We start from the raw sequence: 14,711 nt of genomic DNA, 5'->3' as shown, positions 1-14,711 counted from the left end.
TATCATTTTTTGGCTTCGACGGCCATAGAATCGATATTATTTAGGGTTTCTAAAGACTTAATTTCATTTAAGTCCCTTGTTGAAAAGTCTGTAACAATCCTTTTATTTCGTATTGCAACAAGTGCAAATGGAGCAATACGAATATTAACACCAATCTTTAATAGTTTTGCTTTAGCTTCTTTTGGAAGCTCAATATGATCAATCATGTCGAATTGTCTAATTAGTTCATCAGTCATAACTTGAGTTAGATCTGCATTCACAGAAAATTGCATGAGGGTACTTTTTATCTCTTGATAATCATTTTCAATGTAGAGACTTAGACGTTTTTTTAATTGTTCGACTTTCTTGTCATCATTTCCAACATGAGCGATTTTGTATTGCTCATAAATCCACTTAATATCTGTACGTGGAATATTGATATCGAAATGAAGATTAATCATATTTGTTACATCACTTGCCTTATCAAATTCACCATGTAAAACATTGAAATTTATTTCTGGAAAGCTTTTGCGGTAAACAAAGTAATTATTTACCTCTTTATCAATTTGCATAACAAGAGCTTCTTCGTATGAAAGTTTTTTAGAATTTGTTTTAAGATAATCAAGTGCCCAAAAATCCCATAGGCCATCATTTGATAGTGAGATATAATCTTTGATCGTTTTTGAATCATGTGTCCAAACATTAAAGTCTGGTACTCGTGTAACAAGGGCCAAGAATTGGCCAATAAGGCGAGGTTTCTCATCTTTAAACTCATCAAGCGCTTTAACAAACTCGCTATCAACCTCACTGGAGTACTTAGGAGCCGAATAACGAAATTTTTCACAATAGGCCAGCTTATAATCGAAATTTAAATTAGCTGAACCAACTGGACGAATAATATCTTGCTCAATCTTAGAGATACTTTTTGGCCGACAAATTTGGTTACGGCAGAGGGCGCCTTTCTTATCAGAGAGTTTGTCTTTAAATGCATAAGTATCAAGGCCACTTAGTTCGCGAATGATGTAGCTCATGACAGCAGATGAAGATAAGAAATTTGCAAGCTGTCTTGGGTATTTAACTTGGCCACCCCAAGAGCAGGCATACGCGAAGATACCTGTTGTGTAATATAACTCATTAACTAGAATTTCATTTTCACTTTGTAGTTTATTTAACTTATCTGTGTAAAGGTTCTTTCTTTGGTCAATTGGGAGAAAGATCTCTCCTTGCTCTTTGAAATAATTTTGAAAATGGTACCTAATTAGGCGATGTCCCATCAATGTAATATTTTGTGAACATTTTGAAACCAGAGAGTTAACAAGATTGTCATATTGCTCACCATCAAACTGTAGCTTCTTGGCGTAGGTTGCGATGGCGTGCATCGAATAATTCATCATTTTATATTGAAGAGTGGCCATAATTGTACGATAAAACTCGTCTCTTTCTAGTCCATTATTAAAGTACAGTTTTGCACTATTTTCTCGACAGAAATAATCAAGTTTCTCATCTTCAAGATAGAATTTTCGGTAATTATTTAAAAGATCAAAATTTTCTTTAGAGTTTTTAACACGTGATTGCTCAATTGATTTACCTAGATTATCAAATATCATATCCCCTTGCTTATTAAGAACAAGAGAATCCGCAGATAGTACCTGTAGCGATATAACCGCCAACATCGGGCAGAATAACAAACGTACATACTTTAAGAATTTTGCAAAAACATCCATGTAAAATCCATTTAAACTTTCCCTTAAGTTATCGGAATTATTCCCGAAAGGTTTAATGGGAAATTTAAAAGAATTTATATATGAAACTAATTTCACTTAAGGCCATTCTCATTCTTATAAGCTTATCGCTATTAAGTGAAGTCATTCGTGCGCAATCCAATGCACATATTATTTCAAGACAGGCAAAGCGTGAACTTGACCCACCCTATAATATCTATCACGAAATAGAGGCGGCATACTTTAATGAAGGCCTTCAACTAGATGATCGCAAGGACTTTCTTGACCAATTAAGAGTTGCTAAATCACTTTTAATCGATGGCCATTCAAATGATGCCATACTTGTTCTTGAAAAACTTTCGGCCAAAACAAATAGTTATAAGAAACAACTTCTAATTAACCGCTTTCTGGTACTTGCATACTTTTCCGATGCACGGGCAAAAGAGACACGTGAGACACTGGCATCCTTGCAGGATAACGCTTCTTGGTTTTATCAAAACTGTACAACGAGAATGGTAAGTGCTCTTTCCATGCCAAAAGAAATGAATGAGAAGATTGAAGAAATCTTTAGAAATTGTATTACAAGAATCCACAATAAGAATCCTTATCAGGACAATACTTGGTTAGATCTAGTCTTAGAAAAACGCCTTAAAGGCCATGTTAAATCAACAAAAATCAGAGACCTAATGGCAAGCAATAATCTAGATATTATAAAAACAGTCCTTCGATACGGTATCTTTTTTAAAGAACACAAAAGAGTTTTAAAATACTATGGAACAATACCAGTTGATTTCTATGCAGATCCAATGCTTAGAACACTGGTTGCTGTTAATCTTTATAATGATGGTAAATACGATCAAGCTTTAAAGCTTGCCCAATCGATTGATAATACAAATACTAATAAAATTAAAGGGCATATGGAGATACATAAAGATGATATCAAAACGGCCTATTCACACTATATATCAAATTTAATTCAAAAGCCTGAGTCAATAGTTAATAATAAGCTCATACTGGCAACAGCATGGCTTAGTGGAAATTTTAAGAATGCACGAATTGCGCTTTCAAAAATTCCACTATCAGAATCACTTTCTCGTGAAAAAGAACTATTAAGAATTAATATTCTTATCAAAGAAGGCAAGTTTAAAGAAGCCGTTTACCTAATGAACAATCTTGATATACGCTATAATAAGCGTCTTCCATATGAGGCCGCGATTCTTAGCACCTACTTAAAATTATTAAATAATGATCAAAAATGGATTCAGCTTAGTGATAAGTCATGCCTCAATAAGAATATCATTAGTTGCTGGCTACATATGCAATCAAAACTATGGAATAATTTTACAACTGATGTAATTCGAAAAGATCAAAAAATGGAATCTAAAATCATACAAGACCGACTTGAATCTATGATTTCAGCACCTGAACAAAAGAAATATGATGAACCAGTGCTTATTTATCAAAAAGATATTTATGAGCTAGATTTAGCACAGTACCCAAACCTTGGGCACTGAACTCATTAGAAAGAATAGCGATAGCCAAAGTTTATCATCGTACCACTCATATCAACATCGCTGTCATTACCTGCCCCAGAAATTGAGAAAGAGTGTGACAAATAGTCTAATTCTGCAAAGATGAAACTATAACGATTAAGCCAATAATCAAGCTTTCCACCAAAATATAAGCCCATACCGCTTTCAATATCAAAGCCATCATCAGCATTAGCCAAACTATACTTAGCACCAGCTCGAGCAAAGAAGTCAATTTTCTTAAGGTTGAAAAGCTTTACCCCGAACTCTCCAATAAAGTTAGTAAGTGTTGCACTAACAATACTTGAAGTAGCATTTAAAACAATAGGTTCTTCATCAATAGAAAGTTGTCCACTAACATAGAATATCTCTCCAAATTGATAATCAAGACCAAGATTCATTTGATAGAAGCGTTCAATATTATTTGATAGACTTGAACTAGCAAAGTTTTCATTTAGTAATCTAAATTTAACAAATGGGCGAAAGCTTCCGTTTCCCATAAGGGCCAAGCTAACTTCAATCCCTCTCTTTCCTAATTCATAGTCACCACTATCATATCCAAATGTATGGCCCTGATTAACTAGAGAAAGTCCCACAATATTTGAAGAAAATCTTTCGGCCGTAGTCATTTTCTTTCCACTAACATTTTTATAACTTGCAAGTAGTAAGTTAGATTTTAAAAGATCATTTAATTCAATTTGTTTTTGGATAGACTCATGAGTATTATTAACAACAAGGAATCCACGGTTTGGATCGAGTGTAAGATTTTTTGGAGCAATAAAAGTTCCATTAGAGCTGTTAATACGCCCTATGTCGCGTGCTTCATAGACACGATATTTTTCATTAAATGTCGCATTCTTTTCAGGTGGAATATAAATACCAGACGCAAGATCAACCAAACCACCGGCCTTTGGCGCATACCTTTTTTGTGAGTTTGAGTACTGACCACGATATGAGCTTTGCTGTTGAGCAGGTATAAAAAGATTACCAGAGAGTGGATATGGAGATAAATTTATTTCCTCACCATCAGTATCTTCAGAGTAGACAGTCATATCTAAGCGATTATTTGGATAGAGCTTTGTTAACTGTAGTGGGTTTAACTTAACAGGCATAGAAACAGGCCTTGAGTCGTGAAATGTAGCACTATACTGGCCACGTTCAACGGTTGCCACGTCTTTTAAATTTTGACCAAATAGAACTTCATTAATTTCTTTACTAAAATTTTTAATTTCATTATTAGCACGAAACTTAAACTTTATTTTTTGCTCTTTAAGGCTTCTTCTAAAAACAAGTCTTTCCCCCGCACTAAATTTATGAGAGCGATTGATTCGCTTCATATTTGCTCTACCAGTAAAAGTCAGTGTTCCAGTTACGTTATTATAGATATTGTAGAGAACAAGAGAGTCAGTGTCTTCAAGGCCAACAAGAGCACTATTTGTTCTTACAAAAATACGATCAAAACGCTGTCCCCTAACCTTTCTTTGTTTCTTAGCTTTAATTCTTATAATCCCTGCATGAAGTGAGATAAAGTCACCTTCAGATGCATTTATAAGCTCAATAGTTACCTTCGAATTTGGGCCAATGACGAATAAATCTCCACGTTCATTTGAAAGTCGAGCATAAGAATTATCTTCAGTAATGATAAGAGTATCTTGTGAAAGACTTATATCACTAGATATTTTAGTCGCATCAATTTGACGTGATTGATTTTTACTAATCAATGAAATATCACCACGGCCAGAATTGAGCTTTATTACAGCTAATGTTTGAATTGAGACAAAAAGTGATAAAACAATGAAAGTACTTTTTAAAAGCATGAATATTCCTATATTGACATAAATTCTAAATTTCTAATATTGAAAGTTACTTCAATTTTACTTGAAACTATTTTTAGGTCAACAAGCAATACAGACAACTAATTAATAAAGCGACTACTTATCTTCTTTAAATTCAACACCATCAAATTGATAAACAATAGAGTTATCTTCTACAACAGTAGTAATTGAAACAGGTCTTTTCCAGATTTTATAGATATTTGCCATCGTATCTTGGGCCTGTGTTAAATCTAAGTCGACACCTTGGTGAACATGGCGAAGTAGTAGCTCTCCACGGTTTTTATGATTAGCTGATTCGACTTCAATTATTGGAGAACCAAAATTCGTTAGTTGATTTAAAAGCTTTGCTTTAATTTCTTTAAAGTCACGTGTCTCGATCTCATTTCGGCCAGTGCGCGAGTTATACTTATAAGTAAAAAGCTGCATGCGATTACAAAATTCTTCAGTAAAGAACTCATCGATAAAAGTAATATCATTATGAGTACGCCTTACTTCAAAAATCTTTTCGCGTCCTTTATTCGTTTCGATATGCCAATTTTCTTTCTTGTAAAGATCGGTACAGTCTTGGTATTCTTTACCAAATTTTCCAGTATCCCAACGGTACTCGATATCGCGCATCAGCTCAATACCGATTTTATATGGGTTAATATTTTGCTTACTCATGGCCATAACACCAGAATGAATATCTGCAAAATCAATAATCTCTGAACTATTCAAGGCCTTTTTTGTAAGAATTTTAGAGTGCCAATAAGAGGCCCAGCCCTCATTCATAATCTTAGTCATTCTTTGAGGTAGAAAGTAATACGCTTCTTCTCTTAGTATGCCTATGATATCTGCTTGCCAGTCTTCAATTGGAGCGTGATCAATAAGAAATTTCATAATATCACGTGTGCCACGAATCTCTTCATCAAGTAGTTCAAGAGGCGTCTTTTTAACTTCGCTCTTACCTTCTTCAAGTCCAGCACGTCCCATCTTTGAGTTCATAAAAGAGCGTAGAACTTGTGAACGATCATCTTTAAATTCAAAATCCTCGTCGGCCGATGTCTTCTGTTTTTCTTCACTTTGGAAAAGTACATTTACATCTAGTAAGTTTTCAAAAGAAAGAACTGTATCAATAAACTCTTCCACACGGTCTTGACCGTATTTATCCATATAGCGACGTACTTTTGTCCCATGATTGGCCATAACATCCATCATGCGACGATCTGTTCCTCTAAACCATGCATTATTTTTAAAGAAATCAGCGTGGCCATAAACATGTGCCATAACTAGCTTCTGATCGACATAACGATTAGAGCTTAGAAGGTAGGCATAACAAGGATCAGTGTTAATCACAAGTTCGTATATTTTTTGAAAACCGTATTTATTACCTTTAGCAAGACGATCATATTCTAGCCCGAATCTCCAATGAGGATAGCGAGAAGGAAATCCTCCATTTGCAGCAAGAATACAAACTGTATCATAGTCACAAACTTCGAAAACAACAGGATAGAAATCGAGACCGTATTCAACAGCATAGCTGTGCACTTCATCTCTTAATCTTGCAAGTTCACCACTTAGTGGTTTTGTCCTTTCCATACTACTTATTACTGGAGTCACGCCTTACTTACCTTTTCCTAGAAAATCTTTTATTGAATCTAAGATTGCTTCTTTATTTTTAATTTTACTTAAAATTACATCCTCATGCTTTTCACCGAACTCTTTGGCAAGATCTTTATAAAATTGCCCCGATCCATAGCGAGACTCAACTTGCCCATAGAAGAATGCATTTGAATTTGGAATAATTGAATTCTTTAAAATATCAAGACAAACCTTTGTGTCTTCGGCCGACCAATTATCTCCATCAGAAAAATGGAAAGGGTAAATATTCCATTCGTCAGAGTTATAGTCACTTGCAATCATATCCTTGCAAAGCTTGAGTGCCGATGAAATGAGAGTTCCGCCACTTTCACGAGTTCTAAAGAATGTCTCTTCATCAACTTCTTTTGCTGTAGCATCGTGGATAATATAACGAATTTCAATGTCTTTATACTGAGACTTAAGCCATAGATTAATCCAAAAAGATTCTGTACGAACAATTTCTTTTTGCTCATCACCCATTGAGCCTGATACGTCCATCATATAGATAACAACCGCAGAATTTTCAAATTCAATCTTTGAATCACTCGAACGGTATCGCATATCACTTTTAATTGGAACAACCACAGGATTCTTTGGATCATAAGTTCCCATCGCGATTTGGCGCTTTAGCGCCTCTTTAAAAGATCTCTTATAATGCTTTAGAGAATCTGGACCAACAGTACCGATACTAGTGTAGCGATCCACAGTTGATTGCATATTCTTCTTACCCTTAGGTTCAATCTTAGGTAAAGCAAGTTCATTGCCAAGAATCGAAGCAAGCTCGTCAAGACTCATTTCAACATCAAGGGCCTTATCACCTTCCTGCTCTCCTGCCTCCCCGGGCTCCCCTTGACCTTCCCCTGGTTCCCCTTGTCCATCGACTGGGTCACCTGGTTGGCCATCACCTTGCCCTGTACCACCTTGACTTTTATCGCCAAAACGAAACTGAGGAGTATTAATAGAAGGCATTGGAACTTTAAATTGCCCATTGCCTTTTGGAATAGGCATCTCACCGCCAGCAATATACTTTCTTAGATTATCACGCACCTTTCCTTTAATAATTTTACGAAAACGTGCGTGGTCTCTTTTAATCGGGTGATCCATTAACTCTCCAGTTGTGGAGGTGCTAAGTCCTAAGACTTAGCACTGTCTCCTTTTGCAAAAATACTAGCGACATAATTAAGGGCATCAGTTGCTGAAATTTCACAGTAACCATAATTCTTAATTAGACGAGACTTAATAACATCAATCTTCTCTTGTGTTTCTTTATCAACAACATTTGAGATGATTGTTGTAAGCTTAATCGCATCTTTTTGATCTTCAAAAAGCTTAAGTTCAAGCGCACGGTGTAGTCTTTCATTCATCTTGTAATCAAATTGTTTACCTTCGATTGCAAGAGCGCCAATATAGTTCATAATCTCACGTCTAAAGTCATCCTTGCGTGATTCTGCAATGTCGATCTTCTCTTCAATGCTTCTCATGAAACGCTCATCTGCTTCTTCAAGCTTACCTGTGTACTTGTTACGAACCTTTTCTTTTTGAGTGTAGGCCTTAACGTTATCAATGTAATTTGCACATAGAGTTTCAATTGCAGTCTCATCAAGAGAAATCGCCTTTTGAACATCATTTTTAACGATATCAGTATACTCTTGGCGAACAATTGCTAGCATCTCACGATACTTATCTACTGCTTCCGGGTTATTTGCCATTGAGTGTTTAAGTCCAGACTCTAGCTCATTGAAAACCATAAATGGATTAAGTGAACCAGTATGCCCATACTTAACAAGTGCATTTGAAATTTTGTCTTGAATATAACGAGGAGAGATCCCTTCAAGACCTTCCCTAACAGCTTCTTTACGAAGTTCTTTTACGTTATCTTCATTATAACCAGTAAGTGTTTTACCGTTATATAGCTTAAGCTTTTGAACAAGAGTAAGGTCTGCTTTCTTTGGCTCTTCCATTCTTGTTAATACTGCCCACATAGCTGCCATATCAAGAGTGTGTGGAGCGATGTGAACATGAGGAATCTTTTCAGCGTTAAAGTCACGCTGATAGATTCTTACTTCATTATCAAGACGAGTAATATAAGGAACATCAATTTTTACTGTACGGTCACGAAGTGCTTCCATAAATTCGTTATTTTGTAGCTTTCTAAATTCTGGCTCATTTGTGTGACCAAGAATAACAAGATCAATATCAGTTTGAGCAAATTTCTTTGGCTTAATTGATTGCTCTTGAGAAGCACCAAGTAAATCATATAAGAAAGCAACATCAAGCTTTAACATTTCAATAAATTCGATAATACCACGGTTAGCGATATTAAACTCACCGTCAAAGTTAAATGCACGAGGATCTGAGTCTGAACCATACTGAGCGATCTTTCTGTAGTTGATATCACCAGTTAACTCAGTTGAGTCTTGGTTCTTTTCATCTTTAGGTTGGAAAGTACCAATACCTAGACGATCTTTTTCTGAAAGAACTAGTCTTTTAACTCGGATATGGTTTTCCATAACCTTCATGAAGTCACCATCATACTTAATCATATATTCATTAAGAATATAACGGTCAGCAGGACAAACTTCACCACGAATTTTAATCTTGTGGTCCTTGTTACCTTTATTCATATTTTCTAAGAATTCTTTTCTTACTTCGTGAGGAATTAGCTTTAATGGATCTTCGTGCATTGGAGATGGAAAAACTTTTTGTCCACCAAGAATGTCAGACTCTTCTTCGTCGTACCATTCAAAAGTGTAAAGAGCACCTTCATCTGTACGTGAATAATATTCTAAACCTTTTTTGAGATTTCTTGCAATTGACGATTTTGCAGAACCTACAGGCCCGTGAAGTAATAGGACCCTTTTCTCAGTTCCGTAGCCAAGGGCCGCCGCCTTAAAGAAGTTAACTAGTTTCATTAGGTGTACATCAATTCCGAAAACAGCATCTTTACCATTGCCAATTGGATCATCAAAAAAGTGATAGCGAGTGATTTCTTTTTTATATTCTAGATAAGTACTCGTTCCAAAAGTCATAATCATATCGAAAATTCTTTGGAATGAATTGCGTCCGATTCTAGGGTCTTCAGCTACAAGATCTACATAATCTTGAAAGCTCCCCGTCCAGTGTAAGTGAGCAAAGTCTTCAACTTTGTAGTTCTCACTCATAAAGTCTTTCATATTCATTTTAGTCATATCTTCTCCATCCATGAGTTGCATTCGATGCAAGCTAAATTCCTAAATATATTATAACGTGAAAAACTAAGTAGAAGCAAAGGTAACTATAAAAAAAATATGTAGTGACTTTTTGACACCGTAAAACGATCAAGTAATGAGCAAGATGACTAGGCAAATAATTGGCAAAATTAAAGTCCAACAAAAGCATTTGACTAAAATCTGTATCCAATTGAAAATATAGGAATTACAGATTTAGCATTGTTGAGGGATTACAAGGGTGAATATGGAAATTATTTGTGCCGGCGTATCAGATATTGGACGCAAAAGAGAGACCAACCAAGATTCAATTTATGTTGGAAATTCAAGTAAACTCTATGTCGTGGCAGATGGCATGGGAGGACACTCAGGCGGCGAACTGGCCTCAACGATGGCCATCAAATACGTTGCAGAAAAAGTGAAAGAACTCAAATCATCTGACACTGATAAATCTTCGGTCCTTAAAGATTCTGTTCATTATGCTAACGAAAAAATTAAAAAATATGCTGATGAAGAACCATCCCTAAAAGGAATGGGAACAACAGTTGTTGGAATTCTATTTGGCCAAGATAAAGCAAGTATTGCAAATGTTGGAGACTCACGTGCTTACGTCATCACTCAAGGACAAATTTTTCAATTAACAAAAGACCATTCTGTCATCCAAGAGAAAATTAATTTTGGAATCTATACTCGCCAACAAGCCGCTAATGATCCAAATAAGAATTACCTGTCTCGAACAGTCGGGTTTGAGTCAGGAATCGAAGTCGATATTTATGATTACAAACCAACTAAGGGAGATATCTTTCTTCTTTGCTCAGATGGACTTCATGGAAAGCTAAGCGACGAAGATATCCTGTTTATCATTAATGATATGATAAAAAAGAACGACGAACTAAGTCATCAACTCATTCACGACTGTGCGCAAACTCTTGTTAGGCAGGCCAATGAGCACGGTGGACAAGACAATATATCTGTAATTTTAGCTGTAGTTAATTAATCTTAAACTCTTCCTAATCAGACCGATAATACGTCTCATCGTGTCATCGATTAATGTCTTGCAAACTGTTATCAAGAAACCTACAATAAACATCAGAAATTATTGAAAATTCAAGGAAGTAATTTTGAGTCGTTTTTACACAATTATGGTAATTCCTGAAAAGGAGAAGGGAGTTAAGTCATTTCGCATTCCACGAGTGATCTTTAACTCAGTTCTATTTTTCATCGTTATCATTGTAGCAGTTATAGGTATTCTTACTTTTGACTATATTAAAATTCTTAAACAAGTTTACGAAAACCGTCACCTAAGCATTGAGAACCGTCAACTTAAAGAGCAAATTCAACTCTTTAATATGAAACTCAATACATTAACAGATGATATTGAACGTATTCAAAAAATTGAAAGTAAGTTGAGAGTAATCTCTGGTTTTAAAGATTTTGATCTAACAAAACCTGTGATGCAAAACTCTGGTGATAACGAGGCCCAAGAAGGCGATCACGGCCATAGTCACTCGGCCCCTTCAGACCCTTCTCGTAATCCTCAGTCTGTTCTCATCCCCCAACGAGACCAGGAGTTAATGAATAAAGTTAAATCTGAGCTAATTGATCTTAAAAATGTTGAGGAATTTAGTGACATTAATGATCTTTACGAGCGAAAGATCGCAACAAACTTTGGTTTAACTTCTGGTTATAGCTTTACAAAAGAATGGAGTAGCTTAATTAAACAAAGTTTTAAGTTAGCTGAAAACTTTGCGTTTTTTGATTATCGGTATTCAATACTACGCAAGATTTCAGGTGATTTAGAGATTCGTGTAAATGAGCTCGATCAATTCCTACTTGATCGCGAATCTTTTTTAAGATCAACACCGACGCTTTTGCCAGCACGTGGTTGGATTACTTCTTACTACGGGCCTCGTATGAGTCACTATTCAAAACGAGTAAAAATGCATGAAGGCCTAGATGTTGGAGCACCTATTGGTACCGTTATTCTTGCACCTGCAGACGGTATCGTTAAAACATCAAAGAAAAATTACGGTTTTGGAAACCACGTTGAAATAGATCATGGATACGGTATAACTACAGTTTACGGACATAATTCAGAAAACATCGTTGTAAAAGGCCAAAAGGTCAAACGGGGGCAGCCAATTGCAAAAGTTGGTAACTCCGGTTTATCCACAGGCCCCCATTTGCACTACGAAATTCGCATTAATGGAACACCGGTGGATCCACTTTATTATGTACTGGATTAATTAGGAGAAATTTAAATGTTTAATCCGCTTAAGTCTTTTTTTGGCACGAAACACGATCGCGATATCAAGAAGCTCATGCCAATCGTTAATGAAATTAATTCACTTGAAGCACAAATGGAAAAACTTAGTGATGACGAGCTTAAGGCCCAGACATCTAAGTTTAAACTACGCCTAAGTGAAGGATCGACTCTAGACCAACTTTTACCTGAAGCATTTGCAACTGTAAGAGAAGCCGCTAAGCGTGTCCTTGGTATGCGTCCATATGATGTACAAATCATTGGTGGTATTGTTCTTTACAAAGGAATTATTGCGGAGATGAAAACAGGGGAAGGTAAGACTCTTACAGCAACTCTGCCTCTATACCTAAAAGCACTTGAAGGAAAAGGTGCCCACCTAGTAACAGTTAACGACTATCTAGCAAGTCGTGATGCTAAAGAAATGGGTGTTCTTTATAATTGGTTAGGCCTAACTACAGGTTGTATTATTGCAGATATGGAAGATGAAGATCGCCAAAAGGCATATGCTTCAGATATCACATACGGAACAAATAACGAATTTGCTTTCGACTACCTAAGAGATAATATGAAATTCTCTTTAGAGGAATATGTTCAAAGAGATTTTCACTACTGTATCGTGGATGAGGTTGACTCAATTCTAATTGATGAGGCCAGAACTCCCCTACTAATCTCAGGCCCGAGTGAGGGTGACTCAACTCTATACGGAGTTGCAAATAAAGTTATCCCTCAACTAACAGTTGAAAAGCACTTCACAATTGATGAAAAATCAATGTCGGCCGTATTTACGGAAGAAGGGATTTTAAAAGTACAAGAGCTTATGAAGGTTGATAATCTTTATGATATCGAAAACTCTGCTCTACTTCACCACCTAAACCAAGCACTTCGTGCTCATCACTTATTTAAAAGAGACGCCAACTATATAATTAAAGACGGTGAAGTAATTATCGTTGATGAATTTACAGGACGTCTTAAAACAGGTTCTCGTTGGTCAGATGGACTACACCAGGCCATCGAAGCAAAAGAAGGTGTTGAGATAAAGCAGGAAAACCAAACCCTTGCTTCAATTACATTCCAAAACTACTTTAAAATGTATTCAAACCTTGCAGGTATGACAGGTACAGCAGATACAGAAGCGGAAGAATTTAAGAAGATCTATGAGCTTGATGTAATTGTCATTCCAACAAACCTTCCGATTGCACGTATTGATGAAGCTGATGTTATTTACAAAAATAAGAAGGCCAAGTACAAGGCCATTATCAATCTACTGAGAGAGCTAAATGAGAAAGGCCAGCCGGTTCTAGTTGGGACAATTACAGTTGACTCTTCTAACTTACTTTCACAAGAGCTTGAAAAGGCAGGAATTGAACATAATGTTCTAAATGCCAAGCAGCACGGAAAAGAGGCCGGTATTATTGAAAATGCAGGCCGAAAAGGATCTGTCACAATTGCAACAAATATGGCCGGTCGTGGTACCGACATTAAAATTAACGATGAAGTAAAGGCCCTTGGTGGTTTATATATTCTTTGTACTGAAAGACATGAGTCTCGTCGTATTGACAACCAGTTACGTGGTCGTTCAGGACGTCAAGGAGATCCTGGACGTTCAAAATTCTTCCTTTCTCTAGAAGATGATTTAATGAGAATTTTTGGGAGTGATCGTATCGCTAAAGTGATGAACACTCTTGGAATGGAAGAAGATGAGCCAATTGAGCACAAGATGATTACTAATGCCATCGCTAAAGCTCAAAAGAAAGTTGAAACACATAACTTTGAAATCAGAAAGCACCTTCTTGACTTTGATAATGTTATGAACGAACAACGTCGCGTTATCTACCGCATCCGTCGCGATATTCTTTCGGATGAAGACAACCTGGGATTTGTTAAAGAGATGACAGAGGATGTTGCAGATAGCCTTCATGAAACATATCGTCCACAAAAGAAAGTTCCTCTTGAGGACCTTCCTTGGGAAGATATGAAATCAGGATTCTGTGCAACTTTCAACACAGATTATGAAGTAAATGCAGTTGAATGTTCTGAGAAATTCGAAGGAAATGTAAGTAAGTACTTTGAAGAAAGAGCAAAAGAAATCCTTGAAACAAAGCTTGCTGGTTACGATGAAAGACAAGTTACTCTTGCTCTAAGAGAAATTTTACTTTCTACTTTTGACCAGCACTGGAAAGATCACTTAAGAAATATGGATCACCTAAAAGAAGGGATCAATCTAAAGGCCTATGCACAAAAAGACCCTCTTACAGAGTATAAGCGAGAAGCTTTCAACCTATTCGAACAGATGCGTATTGATGTAAAAGCAAGTGTTGTTCGTAATATGTTTACAGTTCGCCTTTATACTCAAGAAGAGATTGAAGAACTAAGACGCCAACAGGAAGAAGAACTACAAAGACAACTTGAACTTCTAAAAGCTAAAAGAATTGCAGAAGAAGAAGGACGTGATGAGCCAGCACAATCACCTCGCTCGCGCGGACAAGTAAAGGTAGGGCGTAATGACGCCTGTCCATGTGGTTCAGGAAAGAAGTTTAAACACTGTCATGGATCATAAC

9 protein-coding genes are annotated in these 14,711 nt (G+C 36.3%); 4 read left to right on the top strand and 5 right to left on the bottom strand.

All coding sequences use genetic code 11. From position 1 onward, the window contains the following. Positions 1-2 precede the first annotated feature (2 nt). Entirely contained in the window at positions 3-1,703 is a 1,701-nt protein-coding gene (locus M902_RS06590; RefSeq protein WP_021267010.1) for a hypothetical protein, read from the bottom strand. 80 nt (positions 1,704-1,783) lie between these two features. Here M902_RS06590 and M902_RS06585 point away from each other — a divergent pair, with 80 nt between their 5' ends. After that, positions 1,784-3,214 (top strand): hypothetical protein, encoded by a 1,431-nt coding sequence (locus M902_RS06585; protein WP_021266879.1) that lies wholly within the window; start codon positions 1,784-1,786, stop codon positions 3,212-3,214. Positions 3,215-3,219: 5 nt separating this feature from the next. Here the strand turns inward: M902_RS06585 and M902_RS06580 are convergent, their stop codons facing one another. From M902_RS06580 to M902_RS06565, 4 genes are all read right to left on the bottom strand, one after another. After that, positions 3,220-5,046: a hypothetical protein gene (locus M902_RS06580; protein WP_021266887.1), complete on the bottom strand. Its 1,827-nt coding sequence runs from the start codon at positions 5,044-5,046 to the stop codon at positions 3,220-3,222. Between the two features lie 114 nt (positions 5,047-5,160). Beyond that, positions 5,161-6,642, bottom strand: coding sequence for a SpoVR family protein (locus M902_RS06575; RefSeq protein ID WP_021267036.1), 1,482 nt, complete (start codon positions 6,640-6,642; stop codon positions 5,161-5,163). A gap of 24 nt (positions 6,643-6,666) precedes the next feature. After that, complete coding sequence (locus M902_RS06570) at positions 6,667-7,788, bottom strand: DUF444 family protein (protein ID WP_021266659.1); 1,122 nt, start codon at positions 7,786-7,788, stop codon at positions 6,667-6,669. Positions 7,789-7,817: 29 nt separating this feature from the next. After that, on the bottom strand, positions 7,818-9,872 hold the full coding sequence (locus M902_RS06565) for a PrkA family serine protein kinase (protein ID WP_052607411.1): 2,055 nt from the start codon (positions 9,870-9,872) through the stop codon (positions 7,818-7,820). 265 nt (positions 9,873-10,137) lie between these two features. On the opposite strand from M902_RS06565, the gene M902_RS06560 reads away from it, so the two are divergent. The 3 genes from M902_RS06560 (at position 10,138) to secA (ending at position 14,710) form a co-directional block, all read left to right on the top strand. Next, positions 10,138-10,887 carry a Stp1/IreP family PP2C-type Ser/Thr phosphatase gene (locus M902_RS06560; protein ID WP_040314220.1) on the top strand — a complete coding sequence of 250 codons (750 nt, stop codon included), beginning with the start codon at positions 10,138-10,140 and terminating at the stop codon, positions 10,885-10,887. 124 nt (positions 10,888-11,011) lie between these two features. Then, entirely contained in the window at positions 11,012-12,136 is a 1,125-nt protein-coding gene (locus M902_RS15825; protein ID WP_021266997.1) for a M23 family metallopeptidase, read from the top strand. A gap of 15 nt (positions 12,137-12,151) precedes the next feature. Beyond that, entirely contained in the window at positions 12,152-14,710 is a 2,559-nt protein-coding gene (gene secA, locus M902_RS06550) for a preprotein translocase subunit SecA (RefSeq protein ID WP_021267065.1), read from the top strand. Position 14,711 lies beyond the last annotated feature (1 nt).

The organism is Bacteriovorax sp. BAL6_X, from assembly GCF_000443995.1.
GTDB lineage: Bacteria > Bdellovibrionota > Bacteriovoracia > Bacteriovoracales > Bacteriovoracaceae > Halobacteriovorax_A.
This window is presented reverse-complemented; position numbering and strand designations above follow the sequence as displayed.